At 69.1% G+C, this 24,610-nt stretch carries 21 protein-coding genes and 2 tRNA genes; 19 read left to right on the top strand and 4 right to left on the bottom strand.

Features of this window, described 5'->3' with window-relative positions:
- Window positions 1-39 precede the first annotated feature (39 nt).
- Window positions 40-525 (top strand): ribose-5-phosphate isomerase, encoded by a 486-nt coding sequence (locus ACFPQ9_RS24935; RefSeq protein ID WP_380857287.1) that lies wholly within the window; start codon window positions 40-42, stop codon window positions 523-525.
- Between the two features lie 164 nt (window positions 526-689).
- Window positions 690-1,499, top strand: coding sequence for an Fpg/Nei family DNA glycosylase (locus ACFPQ9_RS24930; protein WP_380857284.1), 810 nt, complete (start codon window positions 690-692; stop codon window positions 1,497-1,499).
- 16 nt (window positions 1,500-1,515) lie between these two features.
- On the opposite strand, the gene ACFPQ9_RS24925 is transcribed toward ACFPQ9_RS24930, so the two are convergent.
- Window positions 1,516-2,772 (bottom strand): GNAT family N-acetyltransferase, encoded by a 1,257-nt coding sequence (locus tag ACFPQ9_RS24925; protein WP_380857281.1) that lies wholly within the window; start codon window positions 2,770-2,772, stop codon window positions 1,516-1,518.
- Between the two features lie 162 nt (window positions 2,773-2,934).
- Here ACFPQ9_RS24925 and ACFPQ9_RS24920 point away from each other — a divergent pair, with 162 nt between their 5' ends.
- Both ACFPQ9_RS24920 and ACFPQ9_RS24915 read left to right on the top strand, forming a co-directional pair.
- Entirely contained in the window at window positions 2,935-4,113 is a 1,179-nt protein-coding gene (locus tag ACFPQ9_RS24920) for a PP2C family protein-serine/threonine phosphatase (RefSeq protein ID WP_380857278.1), read from the top strand.
- A 23-nt stretch (window positions 4,114-4,136) separates the two neighbouring features.
- Window positions 4,137-4,619 carry an HD domain-containing protein gene (locus ACFPQ9_RS24915; protein ID WP_380857275.1) on the top strand — a complete coding sequence of 161 codons (483 nt, stop codon included), beginning with the start codon at window positions 4,137-4,139 and terminating at the stop codon, window positions 4,617-4,619.
- A gap of 57 nt (window positions 4,620-4,676) precedes the next feature.
- Here the strand turns inward: ACFPQ9_RS24915 and ACFPQ9_RS24910 are convergent, their stop codons facing one another.
- Window positions 4,677-5,879, bottom strand: a complete 1,203-nt coding sequence (locus ACFPQ9_RS24910) for an acyltransferase family protein (RefSeq protein ID WP_380857272.1) — start codon at window positions 5,877-5,879, stop codon at window positions 4,677-4,679.
- A 539-nt stretch (window positions 5,880-6,418) separates the two neighbouring features.
- On the opposite strand from ACFPQ9_RS24910, the gene ACFPQ9_RS24905 reads away from it, so the two are divergent.
- From ACFPQ9_RS24905 to ACFPQ9_RS24895, 3 genes are all read left to right on the top strand, one after another.
- Window positions 6,419-6,613: a hypothetical protein gene (locus tag ACFPQ9_RS24905; RefSeq protein WP_030044846.1), complete on the top strand. Its 195-nt coding sequence runs from the start codon at window positions 6,419-6,421 to the stop codon at window positions 6,611-6,613.
- 91 nt (window positions 6,614-6,704) lie between these two features.
- The gene (locus ACFPQ9_RS24900; protein WP_380857269.1) at window positions 6,705-8,858 is read left to right on the top strand and encodes a protein kinase domain-containing protein; all 2,154 of its coding nucleotides are present in this window, start codon (window positions 6,705-6,707) and stop codon (window positions 8,856-8,858) included.
- Between the two features lie 100 nt (window positions 8,859-8,958).
- Entirely contained in the window at window positions 8,959-9,366 is a 408-nt protein-coding gene (locus tag ACFPQ9_RS24895) for an SseB family protein (protein WP_380857266.1), read from the top strand.
- Between the two features lie 90 nt (window positions 9,367-9,456).
- Here ACFPQ9_RS24895 and ACFPQ9_RS24890 read toward each other — a convergent pair.
- A tRNA-Gly gene (locus ACFPQ9_RS24890) sits at window positions 9,457-9,527 on the bottom strand.
- A gap of 131 nt (window positions 9,528-9,658) precedes the next feature.
- Between ACFPQ9_RS24890 and ACFPQ9_RS24885 the strand changes: the two genes are divergently transcribed.
- The 5 genes from ACFPQ9_RS24885 to clpX all read left to right on the top strand — a co-directional run bounded on the left by ACFPQ9_RS24885 (window position 9,659) and on the right by clpX (window position 14,506).
- A tRNA-Pro gene (locus tag ACFPQ9_RS24885) sits at window positions 9,659-9,735 on the top strand.
- Between the two features lie 210 nt (window positions 9,736-9,945).
- Window positions 9,946-11,340: a trigger factor gene (tig, locus tag ACFPQ9_RS24880; protein ID WP_380857263.1), complete on the top strand. Its 1,395-nt coding sequence runs from the start codon at window positions 9,946-9,948 to the stop codon at window positions 11,338-11,340.
- Between the two features lie 359 nt (window positions 11,341-11,699).
- Window positions 11,700-12,308, top strand: a complete 609-nt coding sequence (locus ACFPQ9_RS24875) for an ATP-dependent Clp protease proteolytic subunit (protein WP_380858657.1) — start codon at window positions 11,700-11,702, stop codon at window positions 12,306-12,308.
- Window positions 12,309-12,358: 50 nt separating this feature from the next.
- Window positions 12,359-13,039 carry an ATP-dependent Clp protease proteolytic subunit gene (locus ACFPQ9_RS24870; protein ID WP_380857260.1) on the top strand — a complete coding sequence of 227 codons (681 nt, stop codon included), beginning with the start codon at window positions 12,359-12,361 and terminating at the stop codon, window positions 13,037-13,039.
- A 180-nt stretch (window positions 13,040-13,219) separates the two neighbouring features.
- On the top strand, window positions 13,220-14,506 hold the full coding sequence (gene clpX, locus ACFPQ9_RS24865; protein ID WP_062720622.1) for an ATP-dependent Clp protease ATP-binding subunit ClpX: 1,287 nt from the start codon (window positions 13,220-13,222) through the stop codon (window positions 14,504-14,506).
- Between the two features lie 530 nt (window positions 14,507-15,036).
- Here clpX and ACFPQ9_RS24860 read toward each other — a convergent pair.
- Entirely contained in the window at window positions 15,037-16,008 is a 972-nt protein-coding gene (locus ACFPQ9_RS24860; RefSeq protein ID WP_380857257.1) for a hypothetical protein, read from the bottom strand.
- Between the two features lie 136 nt (window positions 16,009-16,144).
- On the opposite strand from ACFPQ9_RS24860, the gene ACFPQ9_RS24855 reads away from it, so the two are divergent.
- The 7 genes from ACFPQ9_RS24855 to mreD all read left to right on the top strand — a co-directional run bounded on the left by ACFPQ9_RS24855 (window position 16,145) and on the right by mreD (window position 24,511).
- Complete coding sequence (locus tag ACFPQ9_RS24855) at window positions 16,145-18,769, top strand: valine--tRNA ligase (protein ID WP_380857254.1); 2,625 nt, start codon at window positions 16,145-16,147, stop codon at window positions 18,767-18,769.
- Window positions 18,770-18,939: 170 nt separating this feature from the next.
- Window positions 18,940-20,427, top strand: a complete 1,488-nt coding sequence (folC, locus tag ACFPQ9_RS24850) for a bifunctional tetrahydrofolate synthase/dihydrofolate synthase (protein ID WP_380857251.1) — start codon at window positions 18,940-18,942, stop codon at window positions 20,425-20,427.
- An 8-nt stretch (window positions 20,428-20,435) separates the two neighbouring features.
- On the top strand, window positions 20,436-20,792 hold the full coding sequence (locus ACFPQ9_RS24845; protein WP_380857248.1) for a DUF4233 domain-containing protein: 357 nt from the start codon (window positions 20,436-20,438) through the stop codon (window positions 20,790-20,792).
- An 81-nt stretch (window positions 20,793-20,873) separates the two neighbouring features.
- Window positions 20,874-21,287, top strand: a complete 414-nt coding sequence (gene ndk / locus ACFPQ9_RS24840) for a nucleoside-diphosphate kinase (protein WP_380857245.1) — start codon at window positions 20,874-20,876, stop codon at window positions 21,285-21,287.
- Between the two features lie 279 nt (window positions 21,288-21,566).
- Window positions 21,567-22,586: a rod shape-determining protein gene (locus ACFPQ9_RS24835; protein ID WP_004931372.1), complete on the top strand. Its 1,020-nt coding sequence runs from the start codon at window positions 21,567-21,569 to the stop codon at window positions 22,584-22,586.
- Window positions 22,587-22,767: 181 nt separating this feature from the next.
- On the top strand, window positions 22,768-23,817 hold the full coding sequence (gene mreC / locus ACFPQ9_RS24830) for a rod shape-determining protein MreC (RefSeq protein ID WP_380857239.1): 1,050 nt from the start codon (window positions 22,768-22,770) through the stop codon (window positions 23,815-23,817).
- 13 nt (window positions 23,818-23,830) lie between these two features.
- Window positions 23,831-24,511, top strand: a complete 681-nt coding sequence (gene mreD / locus ACFPQ9_RS24825) for a rod shape-determining protein MreD (protein WP_380857236.1) — start codon at window positions 23,831-23,833, stop codon at window positions 24,509-24,511.
- Window positions 24,512-24,610: the final 99 nt, after the last annotated feature.

The following is a 24,610-nucleotide window of genomic DNA, read 5'->3' as shown; positions in this document are numbered from 1 at the left end:
GGCGCTGCTGCCCGGATACAGCCGTGTCACACTCGTCCCATGCGCGTGTATCTCGGCTCGGACCATGCGGGCTACGAACTCAAGAACCACCTCGTCGACTGGCTGAAGGCGGCCGGTCACGACCCCGTCGACTGCGGCCCCCACATCTACGACGCCCAGGACGACTACCCGCCCTTCTGCCTCCGTGCGGCGGAGCGGACGGCCGCGGACCCCGACGCCCTCGGCATCGTGATCGGCGGCTCGGGCAACGGCGAGCAGATCGCCGCGAACAAGGTGAAGGGCGTTCGCGCGGCCCTGGCCTGGAGCGAGGAGACGGCGTCGCTCGGCCGTCAGCACAACAACGCCAACGTCGTCGCGGTGGGCGCGCGCATGCACACCACGGATGAGGCGACGAAGTTCGTCGAGACCTTCCTGGGCACCCCGTACTCCGGTGACGAGCGTCACACCCGCCGCATCGACATGCTCACGTCCTACGAGACGACGGGTGACCTCCCTCCGATCCCGCCGCACCACCCGCAGCAGTAGGCGGTACCTGCGAGCGCCGGGTCGGCCCTTCCAGCCCGTCCGGGGGTGCCCCCTCTGGGGGAGTTTGAGGACGAGGCCCGTTCAGGGCCGAAGCGGGGTCTGGGGCGGCAGCCCCAGCGGGGTCGAAGGGGCGGGCAGCCCCTTCACATACAGAGGGAGTCACCGTGCCTGAGGGGCACACCATCCACCGGCTGGCGCAGGACTACGCCGCCGCGTTCCTCGGCACGGCCCCCCGGGTCACCAGCCCCCAGGGCAAGTTCTCCGACGCGGCGGCCCTCCTCGACCGCGCCGAACTCACCCGCACCGAGGCCCACGGCAAGCACCTCTTCCTCGGCTTCCGCGACGCCGACTGGATCCACATCCACCTCGGCCTCTTCGGCAAGGTCGGCTTCGGCGACGCCCCCGCACCCCCGCCCACGGACACCGTCCGGCTCCGCCTCGCGAACGCCACCGCGTACGTCGACCTCCGCGGCCCCACCACCTGCGCCCTGATCGCCGACACCGAGAAGCAGGCGATACACGACCGACTCGGCCCGGACCCCCTGCGCGACGACGCCGACCCGGACCGGGCGTACCGGCGGATCTCCCGCAGCCGTACGACGATCGCCGCCCTGCTCATGGACCAGAAGGTCATCGCCGGCGTCGGCAACGTCTATCGCGCCGAGGTCCTCTTCCGGCACGGCATCGACCCCTACCGCGCGGGCAGGGACATCACCCCGGCCCAGTGGGACGCGATCTGGGCCGACCTCGTCGAGCTCATGCACGAGGGCGTCCGCAACAACCGCATCGACACCGTCCGTCCCGAGCACACCCCGGAGGCGATGGGCCGCCCGCCCAGGGTCGACGACCACGGCGGCGAGGTCTACGTCTACCGCCGCGCCACCCTGCCCTGCCACATCTGCGACGGCGAGATCCGCACCGCCGGCCTCGCCGCCCGCAACCTCTTCTGGTGCCCGAACTGCCAACGCCCGTAAGGCGGTCAGGAGCGCCTCAGAAGCCGTGCGGCAGCCACGGGGCCACCGTGGACGCGAAGCCCACCGACGCCTCCGCCAACGCCCCCCGCCGCAGCTCCCGCACCCGCCCGGCCGCGCCCAGCGCCGCGAGGCTCACCCCACCGAGGTAGGCCGCCCCCAACTCCCGTACGGACAGGGCGAGATCGGCCGCGTCCGTCGTACGCTCGCACGACGCGCCCTTGGCGTCACCGCTCAGCCGCCAACGCCCGGTGTTCCAGGGGCAGAAGTCGTCCTCCACCTCGAACACCACGTCCACCGGCGCCTGATACGTCCGCGCCTCCAGCGCGGCCCCGACGTCCACAAGGCGTACGTGCAGGGCGTCCTTCACCCGCACCACGCACCGCCGGATGTCCGAGACCTGGTGCTGCCACGCCTCGTCCATCGGCCGTGACCACGCCTTCACCGTGGACGTCAGGTCGATGCCGAACAGGAACCGCCACAGCGCGGCCTCCGCCGCCGGATCCAGGGCCTGTACGTCCCGCAGCAGCACCGCACCGCTGGGGCCGTTGCCGTCCCACTCCGGCTTCACGCGGAAGCGCGCGTACCCGACGACCTCACTGTCCCGCTCCGCCAGCACGCACTGGATCGGCGACGCGCCCTCCCGGTCGCTCTCCGGGTCGAGCAGCCCGAGCCGCTCCCAGCCGGGCAGCCGCGCGATCATCCCCGGCCGCGCGGACACCCTGCGTGCGTACACGGCCTCGCACGCGTCCAGGACGTCGGCCGGTACGGCGTAGCGCAGACGTACGTCATCGGTGCCGGGCGGCACGGACAGCGACACGCGTGCGGTGTCGATCTCGGCGCTCACCTGGTGGGTGCCGATGCCGTAGCCGAAGCGGCCGTAGATCGCCGGCTCGGAGGCCGTCAGCACCGCCAGCGGCCAGCCCCACTCGCGCACATCGTCCAACTGCCGGCGCATCATCGACGTCAGGACGCCGCGCCTGCGATGCGTGGCGGCCACGCTGACCATCGTGACGCCGGCGGCGGACACGGCCGCACCGCCGGGCACGGTGAGCCGGAAGCTGAACGCCCCGGCCGTACCCACGCACGCGTCCCCGTCCCAGACCCCCAGGGACCGGTCGGTCTCGGTGAGCGAGTTCCACAACTCCCGCTCCTCGGCCGCCTCCGCGACACCACCGAAGGCGCGGATGAGCGTCTCGTACCAGATGTCCCACTCGTCCTGACGCAGCGCCCGCAGCTCCAGGCGGTCGGCCTCGCTCACACTGTCTTTCGCCATGAACCATGCCTACCAGCGCAATGCGGGACGAGCGAGGGAATTTCTCCTTGGCGGCGACGGGACGTCTTCCTGTGAAGTTCACTGTGAAGTTGAACCTCGGACGGGGGACAAGTAGGACCTCCCGTGCCAAGCGGCTGGTCCGATGGATAGGGTCCCGAACTAATGGCAGCAGGACGAGAGCGGCGCACGGCGGCCGAGACGTTCATGGCCCGGTTGAGGATGCACTGGCACCGGGCCCGCGTCGGCCTGCGCAGAAGTGCCGTGGACTACTTCCGCGGTGACGGCTCGGACTGGGTGGCGCTGGCCGGCCTGCTGCTGACGGTGCCGCTGATCTGCGCGCTGACGATGGCCAACCCGGTGTGGTTCTCACCGGCCGCGCTGGTCCTGCCGATCGTGGCCGGTGGGCTGCTGCTGCGCCCGGCGAGCCTGCTGGGCCTGTACGCGGCGGCGGCGACGGGACTGATCGTGGAGTCGGTTCAGCTCGGGCCGTACACGGAGGGTCCCTCCCGCGTCACGCCGGGCGTCGTCCTGGTCGTGGCGGCATGCGGTTTCTTCGGCCTCCTCATCGCCCAGTTCCGCAGCCGGGTCGGTGTGCCCTGGCGACGCGGCGGCACCATGCTCTTCGACCTGCGCGAGCGCATCCGCGTGCAGAGCAAGCTGCCGCAGCTGCCGCACGGCTGGCACCGCGAGATGGCGCTGCGCCCGGCGGGCGGTCAGTCCTTCTCCGGCGACTTCGTGGTGGCGGCCCGCACGAACGGCGGCCGGACCCTGGAGGCCGTCCTGACGGACGTGTCCGGCAAGGGCATGGACGCCGGCTCCCGCGCGCTGCTGCTCTCCGGAGCCTTCGGCGGCCTCCTCGGCAGCCTGCCCCCGCACGCCTTCCTGCCCGCCGCCAACGGCTACCTCCTGCGCCAGGACTGGGACGAGGGCTTCGCCACCTCGATCCACCTCGTCCTCGACCTCGACTCCGGCGACTACGAGCTGTACTCGGCGGGCCATCCGCCGGGCCTGCAACTCAGCGCGGGCAGCGGCCGCTGGGAGGAGAAGGCGGCCGAGGGACCCCTCCTCGGCGTGTACGACGGCGCCCAGTTCGACCCCGTGAAGGGCTCGTTGCGCCCCGGCGACGTCCTGATGCTGTTCACGGACGGCCTGGTCGAGACGTCCGACCGCGACATCGTCGAGGGCATGGACCGCCTCACCGGCGAGGCCGACCGCTATGTCGCCGGCGGCTTCCACGGCGCGGCCTGGCACCTCATCGAGGCGGTCGCGAAGGACGTCAACGACGACCGGGCGCTGCTGCTGATCTGCCGCGAGGGTCCGACGACGACGGCGGCCCGCTGAGCCGGACGGGCGACACTGGGTGGGTGACCGAGACACCGCAGCCGCAGAGCACCCCGTCCGGGACGCTGTCCCTCGCCGACGTGGAGGCCGTCGCCCGCGCCGCCCACGCGCACCAGAGCGACAAGGCCGGGCGGCCGTACACCGAGCATCTGAGCGCCGTCGCCGAGGGCGTACGCGCGCGTGGCGGCGACGAGGACCAGATCGCGGCGGCCTGGCTGCACGACTCCGTCGAGGACGACGCGCTGTCCGAACAGTGGCTGGAGGAAGCCGCGCTGAGCCGCCGTACGAAGGACGTGGTGCGCGCGGTCACCAAGCGGGCCGGAGAGCCGCCCGAGGCCTACGCGGCACGGATCCTGGCCACTCCGGGCGCGCTGCTGGTGAAGGAGGCGGACCTGGCACACAACGCGGACCCGGCACGCCTCGCGGTCCTGGACGAGGCGACCCGCAAAAGACTGACCGAGAAGTACGCACGGATGCGCGCACTTCTCGGCCTGTCCGGAGACTGACTCTCCTCGATGGGAACCGGAGACTGACTCTCCTCGTTGTGAAGGAACGGCGCAGGGTCAGGCGTTGACCTTCTCGCGGGCCGTCGCGCCCTCGCGCTTCTCCCGCTCCCGTGCCAGCTCGGCGGCGTCCCGCTTGAACGCCCACTCCATCTTCGGCTCCATCGCGAACCGGAAGACCCGCTGCACCGGCGCGGTGCACAGCAGCGTGACACCGGCGGCCGCGACCACGCTGACGAAGATCTCGCCGAGCGGACGCTGCAGCCAGGCGTGCTCGAACCAGCCCTGGTAGTCACCGGCCTTCACGACGAAGCCGTGCAGCAGGTAGCCGTACAGGGTGCCCGCGCCCAGTGCCGTGAACCACATGTGGCGGCGCGGCACCCAGGCGAAGAAGCAGGCCGTCAGCACCAGCGAGCAGCCGAACATCGCGAGCACCATGACCGGCCCGGTCCACCACGGGGCGTGCAGCTCCTGGGCGGCGTCCCGGTGGTAGAACCACGCGGTGTTCATCCGCGGCACCGCCCACCAGCCGAAGGCCAGCGCGAGGGTGAACACCGGCACGGACAGGATCCGCACCGTGCGGGTGCGCACCATGTGGAAGTGCTCGGGCTTCATGATCAGGCCCAGCACGAAGTACGGCAGGAACTGAAGGACCCGCTGGAGGTCGAGGTCGTCGCCGATCTCCGGGGTGACCGTCGCCGCCATGGCGAGGCCGAGCGCGATCGGCAGCGGCCAGCGGACCATCTTCCAGATCGGCGTCGTCATCCGCCAGATGAACAGCGCGCACAGGAACCACGTCAGGTACCACGGGTCCAGGAGGCTGATGTCCTGGCTCGGGTCCTCGTCGATCCACCGCTTGAAGAGCGGATAGGCCGTCTCGAACACGACGTACGGCACCGCGACACCGGTGATCAGGCGCTTCAGCCGGTTCGGGCTCGCGTCGAAACTGCGGGAGAAGAAGCCGGAGATGATGATGAACGCCGGCATGTGGAAGGTGTACACGACGGTGTACACGCCCTCCAGGATCCGGCTGTCGCCCTTGATCGGCTCCCAGGCGTGGCCTATGGCGACGAGCACGATCGCCAGGTACTTGGCGTTGTCGAAGAACGCGTCGCGCTGCTTGGCACCGCTGGACGCGGCTCTGGCGTCGCCCTGAGCCTTCCTGCCCTGCGGTGAGCGCGGACTCGGCACTCCGTCCGCCGACTGCTGTGTCGGGGGGAGTGGCGCTCTGTTGTGGCCGTGCGGTCGCAGCGAGTCCGTCACAGACCCTCCCGTCGGAAGCCCGGGTAGCGGATCCAGGACCTCGCTGCGTATGCGGGGGACGAGGCAGCGTGGAACATCTGAGGCACCCTAGCGTTGTCTGTGGGATTTCGTAAAACCCCCGAGGTCATTAGCGGTTATTGCGAGCGACTTCACGTGTACAGCGAACATGCACCTGGGAGACACCTGTTGGTCACCCCTCTTGTCCGGATTCATCCTGACTAAGTAGTGCATATGGCAAGGAGGTGACGCCGATGAAATGATCACCGTCCCGCGAATTCGAAATACCGGCGAACATGTTGTGTGGCGATGGAAACGATCCCGTCGAATTCTCTGTGCGGATGTCTCGCCGAAATGTCGTACGCGGGTGAGGCGAGAGGTCGGTGCGTCCGAGGACCGTCACAGATCCGGCACAGGTGTGGCGAACGAAACGTCACGTGCCGCATAGCGGGGCCCGGTTGGTGGCACGATGGTTCTGGCGGGGGTGCGCGGGGTCGCGTCCCCGGGCCGGGAGAGCGGACCGACCGAGGGTGTGATCTGTTGTGGCCATTTCGCTGTCAGTGGTGCTGCTGTTGGCGATCATCTTGGTGGTGCTGATCCGTGGCGGATCCCTGAAGGCCGGCCCCGCCGTCGTCGCCGTGCTGTTCGGCTTCTTCCTCGCCTCGACCGGCATGGCCGACGACATCCAGCGGTTCCTCAACTCGATAGCCGAGACCATCAACTCCATCCAGTTCTAGGGTCCCTGGGGCCGCCCGAAAGGGTACGGATACCCTCGTTCGTGATCGTCGAACGTTACGGAACGACGGTGCGGACGGGGGGACGTAAGGGATGGCGCTGCGCGAAACGGACCCGACTGAGGTCGGGGGCTATCGGATCGAGGACCGCCTCGGCTCCGGTGGCATGGGCGTGGTCTACCTGGCCCGCTCCGCCTCCGGCCGCCGCCTCGCCCTCAAGATCGTGCACGCGCAGTACGCCGACGACGACGAATTCCGCACCCGCTTCCGCCGCGAGGTGGCCGCCGCCCGCCAGGTCAGCGGTGCCTTCACGGCCCCCGTCGTGGACGCGGACGCCGACGCGTCGCGCCCCTGGATGGCCACCCTCTACATCCCCGGCGAGGACCTCGGCACCCATGTCCGCCGGCACGGGCCCCTGCCGCTGCCGCGGTTGCGTGAACTCGCCGCCGGGCTCGCGGAGGCCATCCGGGACATCCACCGCGCCGGGATGGTCCACCGGGACCTCAAACCGGCCAATGTGATGCTGGCCGAGGACGGCCCCCGGGTCATCGACTTCGGTATCTCCCGCGCCACCGAGTTCGCGGCGTCCGACGTGCTCACCCAGACCGGACGCGTGATGGGCACCCCGCCCTTCATGTCCCCCGAGCAGTTCTCCTCCCCGCAGGACGTGGGCCCCGCCGCCGACGTCTTCTCCCTCGGCTCGGTCGTCGCCTACGCCGCCACCGGCCGCGGTCCCTTCGACAGTCCGAGCCCCTACGAGACCGCCGTACGGGTCGTCGACGGCGACGCGGAACTCGACGGAGTGCCGTCCGAGTTGCTCCCGTTCGTCCAGTTCTGCCTGGAAAAGCATCCCAAGTCCCGCCCGTCGCCGGACGAGTTGCTCCACCTTCTGCGCAACGGCGAACTCCCCGACCCGCGCCCTGCCCCCGAGACCGCCCCCGCCACGGACACCCCCACGCCTCGGCGCCCCCGGCGGCGCAAACGCCTCCTCCTGGCCGCCGCCCTGGGCGCACTCCTGCTGACCGGCGCGGGTGCTCTCACCGTCCTCGCGGTCAATTCCGAGCCGGCCCCGATCGCACGCGACCTGCCCCCCGGCTGGCAGGAGTGGCACAAGAAGTCCAAGGACCCCGGCGTCGAGGACGACCCCATCGGCCCCGACGGCCCGTTCAGCCGCTGCGCGGCCACCGGCCGGTCCCTGGTGTGCGCCGGCGACGACGTCCTGGCGACCCGTTTCGCCCTCGCCGACGGCAGCAACACCTGGGCTCGTCCGATCGACGACACCCCCGACGACGTCGTCGGCGGCGACCAGGGCACCGTCATCGCCGCCCGCGGCGGCCGCGTGTACGTCTACGGCGCCGACAACCGGACCGAGGGCGACTCCGACCACTCCCGCTACACGATCCAGGCGCTGGACGCCGACACCGGCAAGGTGATCTGGAAGACGATCACCGGCGACGGCCCGGAGTCCACGGAACCGAGCAGCGAGCAGGGCTTCTCCACCGCCGTCCCCGAGGGCGTCATCGCCGTCCACGGACCCAAGGGACAGCAGTACGCCCTGTTCGACGCCGAGAACGGCAAGGTCCGCTGGAAGCGCCCCCTGCCGGACCCGGACACACAGATGTGTCTGCTGCGCAGCGCCGCCCGCAACGCCTACCTGGTGTGCCGGGACTGGACCGAGGACGCCGTCAGCGGTACGAGCATCGCGCAGCTCGACCCCGCCACCGGACGCCCCCGCTGGACCGTGACCGTGGACAAGGACCAGGACATCGTCGGACAGGCCGACGGACGCCTGGTCGCCCTCCACACGACCGGAACCCGCCGCACCCTGACCCTGATCAACGCCGACTCGCACATCGTGACGACCGTACGGCTGTCCGAGCCCCAGCCCGAGAGCGCGACGCCCACCCTCCTGAACGGCACGCTCTACGTCACCTTCCCCAGCGGCAGCGTCCGCGCCGTCGCCCCGGACACCGGGCGCCGGCTGTGGGACAGCAACTCCACCGTGGAGTCCCCGGGCCCGCCGACCGCCTCCCGGACCCACCTCTACCTGGCGTCCCCCAGCGGCCGCCTGGCCGCCCTGAACCTGCGCACCGGCACGGTCGAGGCCACCCTCCAGGGCCGCGACGACGGCGGCACCGCCGACTCCACCGGCCTCGGCGCCCCACTGACCCTCGTCGGCGACGCCCTCTACGTCCCGTACGGCATCCGCTCCGTCTACACGGTGGACGTGCACACCCTGAGAACCTGACCGCAGAACGACCGGCACCGCATGATCGGACCGATCGCGGGTAGTCGGACCTCGACGATCCGTCGTCCGGGACTGGCTCTGTGTAAAAAGGTGCGGCGCTATGACTGAGATCCCGGCAGAGGTCTTCGAATCGGTGGCGCGGAAGGCTCTGCAAGACCTGTCCACCTCGGTGGACCTACCGGCGCTGGAAGCGCTGGCCGGCTGTGACGTGCTGATCCCCGCGATCGGCGGAATCCGGTACACACGTGACCACAGTGAACTTGTGCGGCTTGTGCTGCCGGTGATCGAAAGCGCTCATGACGCCTCCGCGGTCATGGTCTTCACATCGGAGGAACGGCTGTTCAGAGCCTTTCCCCAGGTGCCCTGCTACCGGCCCGTCACCCTGCGGGACCTGGCCTCTCGCTGGCCGAGCAATGACGTGTTGCTGGTGATCGACGCCGGGGACGAGGACGAGCTGACCCTGTCGGCGCACAGGGCGCGCTGGCTGCTCGGCCGCTGCCTTGTATGATCGCCCCGGGCCCGTACGGTCCGCCCGGAGGAACACGGAAGGCCCAGGGAGAGAGGAAAACCACCTCTCACCTGGGCCTTCGGCGTACAGAGCGGGCGACGGGAATCGAACCCGCGTAGCTAGTTTGGAAGACTAGGGCTCTACCATTGAGCTACGCCCGCACAGGACGAGCCGCAGGTCAGCTGACCGCGGCACAGGAAGCATCGTAGCGGGTCGGCCCCCCTCGTCGCACACCCCGTAAATGCGGCGGCCCCACTGCCTGCGGGCATGTACCCTACGTGTCGCACCAGCACGGGGTGTGGCGCAGCTTGGTAGCGCGTCCGCTTTGGGAGCGGAAGGCCGTGGGTTCAAATCCCGCCACCCCGACCAGGACCGGTGAAGACCGGCCATATGCGCGACGACCTCGTGTGATCGCCTTCCGTGATCGCCTTTGGGGGCGTGTCCCCGCTGCCGTTACTATGCAAGCTGCACGCCCGTGTGTCTCTCCGTACTCAAGTCACGAAGTTCTCGGGCGGCGAATCCGCCGGACCAGTCTGGCTCCGGCAGAAACCAAGAAGTCAGCCACAAGGAGACCGAACCGTGAAGAGCGCCGTGGAGACCCTGAACCCGACCCGGGTTCGGCTCACTGTCGAGGTGCCCTTCGAGGAGCTCAAGGACAGCCTCGACGCGGCGTACAAGAAGATCAACCAGCAGGTCACGGTGAAGGGCTTCCGCAAGGGCAAGATCCCCGCCCGCGTCATCGACCAGCGGTTCGGCCGCGGTGCGGTCCTGGAGGAGGCGGTCAACGACGCGCTTCCGAAGTTCTACACCGAGGCGGTCAACGAGGCCGAGCTCAACGTCCTGGGCCAGCCCGAGGTCGACATCACCGAGCTGAAGGACGGCGAGACGCTGAACTTCACCGCCGAGGTCGACGTCCGCCCCGCCATCGAGATCCCGGACTACTCCGGCATCGAGGTCGAGGTCGACGCCGTCGAGGTCAGCGAGGAGGACGTCGAAAAGGCCGTCTCCGACCTGCGTGAGCGCTTCGCGTCCACCTCCCCGGTCGAGCGCGCCGCCGAGGACGGCGACGTCGTCACCATCGACCTGGAGGCCAAGGTCGACGGCGAGGTCCTGGAGGACGGCGTCGCGTCCGGCGTCTCCTACACCATCGGCTCCGGCGAGCTGCTGGACGGCATCGACGACGCCGTGAAGGGCGTTCAGGCCGGTGGCGAGGCCACCTTCACCTCCGAGCTCAAGGGCGGCTCCGCGGCCGGCAAGGAGGCCGAGGTCACCGTCAAGGTCACCCAGGTCGCCGCCCGCGAACTCCCCGAGCTGGACGACGAGTTCGCGCAGCTCGCCTCCGAGTTCGACACCCTGGAGGAGCTGAAGGCCGACAGCCGCAAGCGCCTCGAGAACATGAAGCAGTACGACCAGGCCACGCAGGCCCAGGAGCGCGTCCTGGAGAAGCTGCTTGAGCTGGTCGAGGTGCCCGTCCCGGAGAAGCTGCTCGAGGACGAGATCAACACCCGTAAGCACAACCTCGAGCACCACCAGCTCGGCCAGATGGGTCTCGACCTCGCGAAGTACCTGGAGATCCAGGGCAAGACCGAGGAAGAGTTCGACGCCGAGACCAAGGAAGCCGCGGTCAAGGGCATCAAGACGCAGTTCGTCCTCGACGAGCTCGTCAAGCAGGAGAAGCTGAACGTCAACCAGGAGGAGCTCACCGAGCACCTCATGCGTCGCGCCGCCTCCTCCGGCATGTCGCCCGACCAGTTCGCCCAGGCCGTCGTCGAGGGCGGCCAGGTTCCGCTCCTGGTCGGCGAGGTCGCCCGTGGCAAGGCCCTGGCCGTCGTGGTCGAGAAGGCCGTCGTCAAGGACACCAACGGCGAGGTCGTCGACCTGGACGACGAGGACGAGGTCGAGCAGGCCACCGAGACCGTCGAGGTCGCCGAGGGCACCGCTGACGAGGCCGCCGAGGAGAAGACCGAGGGCTGAGCCCACGGCACCACGTAGCTCGTAGGAAGGGCCCCGGGGATCCGAGATCCCCGGGGCCCTTCTTCACGCGCGGCCGTGCAGCGCCCCGGTAGGGGCGCGGGGAACTGCGCGAACAACCACCGGACCCGCACCCGCACACGCACCCGCACAGTCACGGCGAGTAGGCGGCGGCCGCTCGCCAACCGCTCTACGCCCCCGGCGAACACTCACGGAACCGGGATGGCACCGCACAGCCTGCGCGTTAGGGTCCATGAGTACGGGGCAAGGGGACCGGCGTCCCCGGCCAAACCCCCGGACGGGAACACGTGAGACGGCCCGGCGCCGTCGTAAGACGAGCAGGTGGATACGTGACGAATCTGATGCCCTCCGCCGCCGGCGAGCCCTCCATCGGCGGTGGCCTCGGCGACCATGTCTACAACCGGCTGCTCAACGAGCGGATCATCTTCCTCGGCCAGCCGGTCGACGACGACATTGCGAACAAGATCACCGCACAGCTGTTGCTCCTTGCCGCGGACCCGGACAAGGACATCTACATGTACATCAACAGCCCGGGCGGTTCGATCACGGCCGGCATGGCGATCTACGACACCATGCAGTACATCAAGAACGACGTGGTGACCATCGCCATGGGTCTCGCAGCCTCCATGGGCCAGTTCCTGCTCAGCGCGGGCACCCCCGGCAAGCGCTTCGCGCTGCCGAACGCCGAGATCCTGATCCACCAGCCCTCCGCGGGCCTGGCGGGCTCGGCCTCCGATATCAAGATCCACGCCGAGCGGCTGCTGCACACCAAGAAGCGCATGGCCGAGCTCACCTCCCAGCACACCGGCCAGTCGGTCGAGCAGATCACCCGCGACTCGGACCGCGACCGCTGGTTCGACGCCTTCGAGGCCAAGGAGTACGGCCTCATCGACGACGTCATCCCGACGGCCGCCGGGATGCCGGGCGGCGGCGGCACCGGGGCGGCCTGAGGCCCCCTGCAAGCCCCCAGCCGACCGCCACAGCCCCTAGGAGACAGACAGTGAACGACTTCCCCGGCAGCGGCCTCTACGCCCGCACCGAGGCCGAGTACACCGGCCCGCGCGCCGAGTCCCGTTACGTGATCCCCCGCTTCGTCGAGCGCACCTCGCAGGGCATCCGCGAGTACGACCCGTACGCGAAGCTGTTCGAGGAGCGCGTGATCTTCCTCGGCGTGCAGATCGACGACGCCTCCGCCAACGACGTCATGGCGCAGCTGCTGTGCTTGGAGTCGATGGACCCCGACCGGGACATCTCGGTCTACATCAACAGCCCGGGCGGCTCCTTCACCGCGCTCACGGCCATCTACGACACGATGCAGTTCGTGAAGCCGGACATCCAGACGGTCTGCATGGGCCAGGCGGCCTCCGCCGCGGCCGTGCTGCTGGCCGCCGGTACGCCCGGCAAGCGCATGGCGCTGCCGAACGCCCGTGTGCTGATCCACCAGCCGTACAGCGAGACCGGCCGCGGGCAGGTCTCCGACCTGGAGATCGCCGCCAACGAGATCCTCCGGATGCGTTCGCAGCTGGAGGAGATGCTGGCCAAGCACTCCACCACGGCGATCGAGAAGATCCGCGAGGACATCGAGCGCGACAAGATCCTCACCGCCGAGGACGCGCTGTCGTACGGGCTGATCGACCAGATCATCTCCACCCGGAAGATGAACAACGCCGACGTTCGCTGACGCGGACCCGGTATTGTCTGCTGCCCCTTGGCACGGTTTGGGACGGTGCACGTCAAAGTGAACCGCGCCAAGGGGGGCCCGAACGGGGGGCCAGGCAAGGTACCGTCGACATAAGGCAGCACCAGGAGCCGCTGGATTCGAAAACGTCCAGGCGTCTCCCAGGCGAAGGGGAAGCACACCGTGGCACGCATCGGTGACGGCGGCGATCTGCTCAAGTGCTCGTTCTGCGGCAAGAGCCAGAAGCAGGTCAAGAAGCTCATCGCAGGCCCTGGTGTGTACATCTGCGACGAGTGCATCGATCTCTGCAACGAGATCATCGAGGAAGAGCTCGCGGAGACCAGCGAGGTGCGCTGGGAGGAACTCCCCAAGCCCCGCGAGATCTACGAGTTCCTCGAGGGGTACGTGGTCGGCCAGGAAGCGGCCAAGAAGGCGCTCTCCGTCGCCGTCTACAACCACTACAAGCGCGTTCAGGCCGGCGAGAACGGCGGCGCCCAAGGCCGTGACGACGCCATCGAGTTGGCGAAGTCCAACATCCTGCTGCTGGGCCCCACGGGCTCCGGCAAGACGCTGCTGGCGCAGACGCTGGCGCGCATGCTGAACGTCCCGTTCGCCATCGCCGACGCCACCGCGCTGACGGAGGCCGGCTACGTCGGCGAGGACGTCGAGAACATCCTGCTGAAGCTGATCCAGGCGGCCGACTACGACGTCAAGAAGGCCGAGACCGGGATCATCTACATCGACGAGATCGACAAGGTCGCCCGGAAGAGCGAAAACCCCTCGATCACCCGCGATGTGTCCGGCGAGGGCGTCCAGCAGGCCCTGCTGAAGATCCTCGAGGGCACGACGGCCTCGGTGCCGCCGCAGGGCGGACGCAAGCACCCGCACCAGGAGTTCATCCAGATCGACACGACGAACGTCCTGTTCATCGTGGGCGGCGCGTTCGCCGGCCTGGAGAAGATCATCGAGTCGCGGGCCGGCGCCAAGGGCATCGGCTTCGGCGCGACGATCCGCTCCAAGCGCGAGCTGGAGGCCAAGGACCAGTTCGAGGACGTCATGCCGGAGGACCTGGTCAAGTTCGGCATGATCCCCGAGTTCATCGGCCGCCTCCCCGTCATCACCTCGGTCCACAACCTGGACCGCGAGGCGCTCCTGCAGATCCTGGTCGAGCCCCGCAACGCACTGGTGAAGCAGTACCAGCGCCTCTTCGAACTCGACGGTGTGGAGCTGGACTTCGAGCGCGAGGCCCTGGAGGCCATCGCCGACCAGGCCATCCTCCGCCAGACCGGCGCCCGCGGCCTGCGCGCCATCATGGAGGAAGTCCTCCAGGGCGTGATGTACGAGATCCCGTCCCGCAAGGACGTGGCCCGCGTCGTCATCACGGCCGACGTCGTCCACTCGAATGTGAACCCGACGCTGATTCCGCGGGATGCGCGGGGACGCGGGAGCGGCGAGCAGAAGACGGCGTAGCCGCGCCCCGACGGACTGCCGGCTCCTGGGCTGACAATGGCTGCCCAGGAGACAGACCGGATTCGGTCAGACCTTGATGTGACCTGAGTGGTCTCAAGCCATTCCGTCGGCATCCCGTGGACACTCCCACCGAGCAGATGATCTTCTTGATCGTCGCGAGACCGACCAACTTGCGGCTGCTCAAGGGGAGATACGAGCATGAAGCTCAGGCGTGCGATGACGGCACTTTGTGTGACTGCGGCGGCGGGAGCCCTGCCCCTGGTCATAGCCACACCGGCCAGCGCGTATGGACCTTCGTACTGTGAAAGCTACATAGGGTCGAAGGGCTACGCCGTAGGTCCCAAGGTCAAGGGGTCCTGTAAGTACGCAGGCTCTCCCGGGACGGCGCCCATCTGTTCCGCGGGACTGATCAACGCAGGTGTGCGGGACAACCACGCTTACCAGGCATGTCGAGCCGTTTGAGATCGGAGAGCAACGCGAAGGGCGCTCGCCGAGCACGGCGGGCGCCCTTCATGATGCCGAGTTCATGCTCAGGCCTTGACGCGGATCTCCGCGCGGACCTTCGTGGTGATGTCCACGGCGATGTCCTTGGAGATGCCCTGGGTGGCGTCTCCCGGCGACACCATGGCGATGGTGCTGTAGTCCGCCCACGCGCAGAACCAGTCCGTCTTCTCCTTCTTGGTGGCCAGGTCGGTGCCCTTGGCGGCCTGGCACTTCATGACCGCGCCGTCGAGGTCGACCGACTCGGCCTCGCCGACCAGTTCGGTCTTGCCCGCCCCGGAGGAGCCGGAGGAGGAGTCCTCCTCGGCCGACTTCTTGAAGTCGGTGAAGAACTTGTCCAGCGCCGCCTCGGGGTCGGCGACCTCGCCGTAGGCCCCGAAGTAGGTGATGCCCTTGGCGGTCGCGAGCTCGGACAGGTCCGGCGTCGTGCTCGGGTCCTTGGGGTCGTAACCGCTCAGGTCCGCCGTCGAGTAGACGCCGACGACGCTCTCGCCGTTCTTGACGCCGCTCTTCTCCAGGTCGTCGGCGGTGTCGTTGGACCCCCCGACGCTCTGGCCGAGCTTGCTGGCCCGGGTGTACTCGCTGAGCAGCTTCTCCGGCGTCGCCAGCTTGTGCGCCCCGTCGTCCTCAAGGCTGCCCGCGCCGCCCCTGCTGCCGCCCAGCGCGAAGTACGCGCCGACGCCGATCGCGACCACCACGGCCACCGCGCCGATGATCAGGCCCGTCTTCTTGCCGCCGCCGCCCGGCGCCGGCGGCTGCGGCATCCCGTACGGCTGCTGGCCGTAGGGCGGCTGCTGACCGTACGGGGGCTGCTGGGGCGGAACGCCCTGCTGCGGGTAGCCGTACCCGGGCTGGGCCGGCGCAGCCTGCTGGGGGTAGCCGTAGCCGGGCTGGGGCGCCTGCGGCTGCTGGCCGTAGGGACCGGGCTGCTGAGGCTGCCCGCCGTACGGACCGGGCTGCTGGGGCTGCCCGCCGTACGGGCCCGGCTGGTTGTAGCTCATTTCTGGGTTCCCCTCCAGATGCTTATGTGTTCCTGACATCCTGGCGCAGACACAGGCAACGCACGGCATCGGGGTGCCCACCGTTACAGAACAAAGGCGTTTCGGGACACCCCCGAGACACCCCTAAACTGAGCCCGTGACCGAGAACGCTCAGCAGCAGCCACCAGCGCCCGACACCGAACTGCCGACCCAGTACGCGCCGGCCGATGTAGAGGGGCCGCTGTACGAGCGCTGGGTAGAGCGGGGTTACTTCGAGGCGGACGCGAAGAGTGACAAGCCGCCGTACACCGTCGTCATCCCGCCGCCCAACGTCACCGGCAGCCTGCACCTCGGGCACGCCTTCGAGCACACCCTCATCGACGCCCTGACGCGCCGTAAGCGCATGCAGGGCTTCGAGACGCTGTGGCAGCCCGGCATGGACCACGCCGGCATCGCCACCCAGAACGTCGTGGAGCGCGAGCTCGGCAAGGAGGGCAAGTCCCGCCACGACCTGGGCCGCGAGGCGTTCGTCGAGCGCGTCTGGCAGTGGAAGGGCGAGTCCGGCGGGCAGATCAGCGGCCAGATGCGCCGCCTCGGCGACGGGGTCGCCTGGTCGCGCGAGCGCTTCACCATGGACGAGGGCCTGTCCCAGGCCGTCCAGACCATCTTCAAGCGGCTCTACGACGACGAGCTGATCTACCGCGCCGAGCGCATCATCAACTGGTGCCCGCGGTGTCTCACCGCCATCTCGGACATCGAGGTCGAGTACCAGGACGACGACGGCGAGCTCGTCTCCATGAAGTACGGCGACGGGGACGACACCATCGTCGTCGCCACGACCCGTGCCGAGACGATGCTCGGTGACACCGCCGTCGCCGTCCACCCGGACGACGAGCGCTACCGGCACCTGATCGGCAAGCTCATCAAGCTGCCGCTGACCGACCGCTCGATCCCGGTCGTCGCCGACACCCACGTCGACCCCGAGTTCGGCACGGGTGCGGTCAAGGTGACCCCGGCCCACGACCCGAACGACTTCGAGATCGGCCAGCGGCACGACCTGCCGGCCATCACGATCATGGACGAGCACGCGGTCATCACCGCTCACGGCCCCTTCCAGGGCCTGGACCGGCTCGAAGCGCGATCGGCGATCGTCGCGGCCCTGCGCGCCGAGGGGCGGATCGTCGCCGAGAAGCGGCCCTACGTCCACTCCGTCGGCCACTGCTCGCGCTGCAAGACCACCATCGAGCCGCGCCTGTCCATGCAGTGGTGGGTCAAGGTCGGCCCCTTGGCGAAGGCCGCCGGTGACGCCGTCCGCGACGGACGCGTCAAGATCCATCCGCAGGAGATGGAGAAGCGGTACTTCGACTGGGTCGACAATCTCCACGACTGGTGCATCTCGCGGCAGTTGTGGTGGGGGCACCGGATTCCGGTCTGGTACGGCCCGAACGGCGAGGTCGTCTGCGTCGGCCCCGACGACGAGATCCCGACCGGCGAGGGCTGGCACCAGGACACCGACGTCCTCGACACCTGGTTCTCCTCCGGCCTGTGGCCCTTCTCGACCCTCGGCTGGCCCGAACAGACCGAGTCGCTCGCGAAGTTCTACCCGAACTCCGTCCTGGTCACCGGCTACGACATCCTCTTCTTCTGGGTCGCCCGGATGATGATGTTCGGCCTGTACGCGATGGACGGCACCCCGCCGTTCCACACCATCGCCCTGCACGGCATGGTCCGCGACCAGTTCGGCAAGAAGATGTCGAAGTCCTTCGGGAACGCGGTCAACCCGCTGGACTGGATGGACAAGTACGGCTCCGACGCGCTGCGCTTCACCCTCGCGCGCGGCGCCAACCCCGGTGTCGACGTCCCGATCGGCGAGGACTGGGTCCAGGGCTCCCGCAACTTCGCCAACAAGATCTGGAACGCGACCCGCTTCGCGCTGATGAACGGCGCGACGGTGGACGGCCCGCTGCCGGACGCGTCGAAGATGTCGTCGACGGACCGCTGGATCCTGTCCCGCCTGAACTCCGTCGTCGCCGAAGTCGACGCGTTCTACGAGGACTTCCAGTTCGCCAAGCTGTCCGACGCCCTCTTCCACTTCGCGTGGGACGAGGTCTTCGACTGGTACGTCGAGCTGTCCAAGACGACGTTCCAGGCGGGCGGCGAGCCGGCCGAGGTCTCCAAGCGCGTCCTCGGCGAGGTCCTCGACGTGACGCTGAAGCTGCTGCACCCGGTGGTCCCGTTCGTCACGGAGACCCTGTGGACCACGCTGACCGGCGGCGAGTCGATCGTGATCGCCGAGTGGCCGGCCGACAGCGGCTTCCGCGACAAGGGCGCCGAGCAGGAGATCGAGTCGCTCCAGTCGGTCATCACCGAGGTCCGCCGCTTCCGCGCCGACCAGGGCCTCCAGCCGGGCCAGCGCGTCCCGGCCCGGCTGACCCTGGAAGGCACGGCGCTCGCCCCGCACGAGGCGGCGATCCGTCAGCTGCTGCGGTTGCAGCCGGAGGGCGAGTCCTTCACGGCCACGGCGACGCTGCCGGTCGCGGGCGCGCAGGTCGCCCTCGACCTCTCCGGCACGATCGACGTGGCGGCGGAGCGCAAGCGCCTCGCGAAGGACCTGGCGGCCGCCGAGAAGGAGAAGGCCCAGGCCACCGCCAAGCTCGGCAACGAGGCGTTCCTGGCGAAGGCGCCGGACCAGGTGGTGGAGAAGATCCGGGGGCGGCTGGCGAAGGCGGACGAGGACATCGCGCGGATCAAGGCCCAACTGGAGAGGCTGCCGGAAGCGTAAGTCGTTTTACGCGAGTAAAGGCCCCCGGAGCTGTTCAGCACCGGGGGCCTATGCCTACCCAGGGGCGCGGGGAACTGCGCGACCAGCCACAACGCACCCGCACCCGCCCGACAACCCCCACCACCCCACTCCCTGGGCGCACTGTCAGTCCCCCTCCGTAGACTGACCCCGTGAGTGAGAGCGACGACGACTTCGACGAGATCATCGCGGCGGAAACGGACCGCGACCCCGACCTCGCCGTCATCGAGGCCGGCAGCCGAACCCTGCGCACCCAGGGCGGCCAGCCGCAGGCAGACGTGCCCACGCGCCCCGAGGACCCCGAGGTCGACAAGGCCCTGCGCGAGGTCGAGGCGGAGCTGGCGACCCGTTGGGGCGAGACCAAGCTGGAGCCCTCGGTCAGCCGTATCGCCGCGCTCATGGACGTCCTGGGCGAGCCCCAGCGGTCGTACCCCTCGATCCACATCACCGGCACCAACGGCAAGACGTCGACCGCCCGCATGATCGAGGCCCTCCTCGGCGCCTTCGAGCTGCGCACCGGCCGCTACACCTCACCGCACGTCCAGTCGATCACCGAGCGCATCAGCCTCGACGGCGCCCCGATCTCGGCCGAGCGCTTCATCGAGACGTACAACGACATCAAGCCGTACGTCGAGATGGTCGACGCCTCGCAGGAGTACCGCCTGTCGTTCTTCGAGGTGCTCACGGGCATGGCGTACGCGGCCTTCGCGGACGCGCCCGTCGACGTCGCCGTCGTGGAAGTGGGCATGGGCGGCTCCTGGGACGCCACCAACGTCATCGACGGCGACGTCGCCGTCGTGACGCCGATAGACCTCGACCACACCGACCGGCTGGGCGCCACCCCGGGCGAGATCGCCGTCGAGAAGGCCGGCATCATCAAGCAGGACGCCACCGTGATCATGGCCCAGCAGCCGGTCGACGCCGCGCAGGTGCTGCTGAAGAAGGCCGTGGAGGTCGACGCCACCGTCGCCCGCGAGGGCCTGGAGTTCGGCGTCGTCGCACGTCAGGTCGCCGTCGGCGGACAGCTGGTCACCCTGCGCGGACTCGGCGGCGAGTACCCCGAGGTGTATCTGCCGCTGCACGGAGCGCACCAGGCGCACAACGCCGCCGTGGCCCTGGCCGCCGTGGAGGCGTTCTTCGGCGTGGGCGCCGCCCGGGCCGAGCCGCTGGACATCGACACGGTCCGCAAGGCGTTCGCGGCCGTCGCCTCGCCGGGCCGGATGGAGGTCGTACGGCGCTCTCCGACGGTCGTGCTGGACGCCGCCCACAACCCGGCGGGCGCGCGGGCGGTCGCCGAGGCGATCGGGGAGGCGTTCGACTTCAGCCGGCTCATCGGCGTCGTCGGCGCGAGCGGCGACAAGAACGTGCGCGAGCTGCTGGAGGCCTTCGAGCCGATCTTCGCCGAGGTCGTCGTCACCCAGAACTCCTCGCACCGCGCCATGGACGCCGACGAGCTCGCGGCCATCGCCGTCGAGGTGTTCGGCGACGAGCGCGTGCAGGTCGAGCCGCGGCTGCCGGACGCCCTGGAGGCCGCGATCACGCTGGCCGAGGAGGAGGGCGAGTTCACGGGCGGCGGTGTGCTGGTCACCGGGTCCGTCATCACGGTCGGCGAGGCCCGGCTGCTGCTGGGGAAGGGCTGAGTCCGAAGATGCGTATCCTCTGTTCCTCGACCCTGATCGGCGAGTTCTTCGTCATCGGCTTCGCCGGTCTGGTCGCCATGAAGGACCCGGATCTGGCCATGTCGACGGTGTGGACGGTCAGCGGCGTCGCGATGTTCCTGTGCGTGCTGCTGTGCGGCCTGGTGACCCGCCCCGGCGGTGTCGCGCTCGGCTGGGCCCTCCAGGTGGCGCTCATCGCCTCCGGCTTCATTGTTCCCACGATGTTCTTCCTGGGCGCGGTCTTCGCGGCACTTTGGTGGGCTTCCGTGCACTACGGCAAGAAGGTCGACGAGGCCAAGGCGAGATTCGCCGCGCAGGCGGACTCCTCCACACCTGACGCTGCGTAACAGGCGCCTGGACACGCCCTGTAACCTCATCCCACCGTCCACCGGCATCACCGCACACCGGTTGTAAGAAGGAGCCTCCCTGTGACCCAGCGCACCCTCGTCCTGCTCAAGCCCGACGCAGTTCGCCGCGGCCTGACCGGCGAGATCATCAGCCGTATCGAGCGCAAGGCCGGCTGGCAGATCACCGCGCTGGAGCTGCGGACCCTGGATCAGGAGACCCTGGAGCAGCACTACGGCGAGCACAAGGGCAAGCCCTTCTACGAGCCGCTGGTTCAGTTCATGGCCTCCGGCCCGGTCGTCGCCCTGATCGTCGAGGGCGAGAGGGTCATCGAGGGGCTGCGCGCCCTCGCCGGTCCGACCGACCCGATCGCCGCCGCGCCCGGCTCCATCCGCGGTGATTTCGGCGTGATCGTCCGCGAGAACCTCATCCACGCCTCCGACTCCGAGGAGTCCGCCGAGCGCGAGGTGAAGATCTTCTTCCCGGGGCGCGCGTAACGCCTTCGTAGTTGAACGGAGAGGGTGTGGAGATTGAATCTCCGCACCTGAGTGCATACCAAATGCATATGCGTGGCGATCGAGGGAACGAGTGCCCCCGATGGCCCGTCTCCACAAGCGAGGCGACTCGCCATCTGCTGACAATGGCGAAGACCCTCCCGCAGTGTTCGTGCAGGCGCGTCTACGATGGAAGCCTTCACGTCACAGCACCCACTTCGCCGACCTGACAAGCCATCAAAAGCTCCCGGGAAGGCCAGACGAATCCTGATGGGGAACTCAATGTCGTTCATCGGCCGTGACATGGCTGTCGACCTCGGGACCGCCAACACGCTGGTGTACGTCAGGGGTCGCGGGATCGTACTCAACGAACCGTCCGTCGTCGCGATCAACACGAACACCGGCGGCATCCTCGCCGTCGGCGCCGAGGCGAAGAAGATGATCGGGCGCACGCCCGGCAACATCGTTGCCGTGCGTCCGCTGAAGGACGGCGTGATCGCCGACTTCGAGATCACCGAGCGCATGCTCCGTTACTTCATCCTGAAGATCCACAAGCGGCGTTATCTGGCCCGTCCGCGGGTCGTCGTCTGTGTGCCGTCCGGCATCACCGGCGTCGAGCGTCGCGCCGTCATCGAGGCGTCGTCCCAGGCCGGCGCCCGCCAGGTGCACATCATCGAGGAGCCCATGGCCGCGGCCATCGGCTCCGGCCTGCCGGTCCACGAGGCCACGGGCAACATGGTGGTCGACATCGGCGGCGGCACCACGGAGGTCGCGGTCATCTCCCTCGGCGGCATCGTCACCGCCCAGTCGATCCGTGTCGCGGGCGACGAGCTGGACAACGCGATCATCCAGCACATCAAGAAGGAGTACTCCCTTCTGCTGGGTGAGCGGACGGCCGAACAGATCAAGATCACGATCGGTTCGGCGTACGACCTCGACGCCGACGAACACACCGAGATCCGTGGCCGGGATCTCGTCTCCGGACTGCCGAAGACCGTCGTCATCTCCGCGGCCGAGGTGCGCAAGGCCATCGAGGAACCGGTCAACGCCATCGTGGACGCCGTGAAGACGACCCTCGACAAGTGCCCGCCGGAGCTGTCCGGCGACATCATGGACCGAGGAATCGTTCTGACCGGCGGCGGTGCCCTGCTGCGTGGCCTCGACGAGCGGCTGCGGCGCGAGACCGGCATGCCGATCCACATCGCCGAGGACCCGCTGGACAGCGTGGCGCTCGGCTCCGGCAAGTGTGTCGAGGAGTTCGAGGCGTTGCAGCAGGTGCTCGACGCCCAGCCGCGCAGATGACGTAACTCTTCGGTTCCGCCGTACGGGATGATCTCCTCTCGTACGGCGGATCGTTGATATAGAGGCATAAGCTCACCCATACGTTTCTGCGCCTCCGAAACATCTGAAGACCAACACCTCTGCACATTTGAAGACCAAAAACCTCTGCACATTCCGATGAGGAAGGGCACGGCCGCCGCACGTGAGGGACACACGAGAGAGCCGGCTGCTCCTGGTGCTGCTGATCGCCATCGCGTTCGCACTGATCACGGTGGATATCCGCGGTGGTGAGGACTCCCCGGTCGACGGTGCCCGCCAGGCCGCTGCCACGGTCTTCGGCCCGATCGAGGACGGTGTGTCGGCCGCGGTGAACCCGGTCGGCAACGCGGTCGCCGCGATCCGTGACTCCGGCGAGCGCCACGACCGGCTCGCCCAGCTGGAGCAGGAGAACGCCGCCCTCAAGGCGAAGCTCGGCAGCGAGGACCGGGACAGCAGCCGGCTGAAGCAGCTGGACAAGATGCTGAAGGTCGCGGGCGCGGGCCAGTACGGCATCAAGGGTGCCGAGGTCATCGCCATAGGGGCGGCCCAGGGCTTCTCCTGGACCATCACCATCGATGTCGGCGCCAACGACGGCATCCAGCGCGACATGACCGTCCTGAACGGCGACGGGCTGGTCGGGCGGGTCACCACCGTCGGCCCGAACACCGCCACCGTGCTGCTCGCCAACGACCCCGACTTCACCGTCGGCACACGCATGGAGTCCACCGACGAGCTCGGCTTCGCCTCCGGCCAGGGGGACCGTCCGCTGCGCGTCGAACTCCTCAACGGCAAGGCCGAGGTGAAGAAGGGCGACCGGCTCGTCACCTTCGGCTCGCAGGCCGACAAGCCCTTCGTGCCGGGCGTCCCCGTCGGTGTCGTCTCCCGCGTCGACCCGTCCGGCGGCGACCTGACCCGCACCCTCTACGTCACGCCGTACGTCGGCTTCTCCAAGCTCGACATCGTCGGCGTCGTCGTGCAGGCGCCCACGAAGGACCCGCGCGACACGGTGCTCCCCGCCAAGCCCAAGCCGACTCCCACGCCTACCGTGACGGTCACGGTCACGCCGGGCGCCGAGCCCTCGGCCGACGGCGAGGACCAGCCGCAGGCGGACGGCCAGGACCAGCCGCTGGCCGACGGGCTGTACCAGCCCCGGGCCGACGGTCAGTATCAGCCTCCGGGCGACGGACAGAGCCAGAACGAGCAAGAGCAGTAGGAGCTGAAGCCCGATGCGCGTCAACCGAATCCTGCTCTCCTCCGCTCTGGTCGTCGTCGCCCTGGTGGTGCAGGTGAGCGTCCTGGCCCGGCTGCATCTGCCGGGCGCCGTCCCCGATCTGCTGCTGCTCACCGTGCTGGGCCTCGCCATGGTCTACGGCCATGTCGGCGGCGCCCTCGTCGGCTTCGGCGCCGGTCTGCTCGCCGACCTCGCGCCGCCCGCCGACCATGCCGCCGGCCGCTATGCGCTGGTGCTGTGCGTGATCGGCTACCTCGCCGGGCTCGTCAAGCCGGACAACGGCCGACTGAAGTCGGCCACCGGGCCGATGGTCGTCGTGGTCGTCGCCGCTATCGGCACCACCCTGCTGTACGCGGGGGTCGGCGCCCTGGTCGGGGACACCGCCGCCCGCCATGTCGGCCTCGGCAGCCTGCTGTTCACAGCGGCCCTGTACGACCTGCTGCTCGCACCGTTCGTCGTCCCCGGGATCATGGCGCTGGCCCGGCGCGCGGAGAACGACCCGCTCGCCGACACCAGCTCCCAGGCCAAGAAGGCCGACATCTCCTCCGGCTGGCTCTCCGGCGGCACCGGCCTGCGCATCGGCGGCCAGCGCGGCGGACTGGGCGGCCTGAAGGTGAAGGCGAGTCGGGCGCGCACGGCGCGCGCCGGGCGCATCAAGGGGGTCAAGCGGCTGTGAGGACAGGGGAGTTCACCCGGACGGGTGAGGCCGGTAGGAACCGGGCCGTGTGGGCCGGACGTTCATCACTCGTACACGCACAGTCGCATCCGCGCTCGC

Origin of the sequence: Streptomyces coerulescens, from assembly GCF_042657965.1 — a bacterium.
Taxonomy (GTDB): Bacteria; Actinomycetota; Actinomycetes; order Streptomycetales; family Streptomycetaceae; genus Streptomyces; species Streptomyces coerulescens.
The sequence above is the reverse complement of the archived record's forward strand: the minus strand, read 5'-3'. Positions and strand labels throughout refer to the sequence as shown.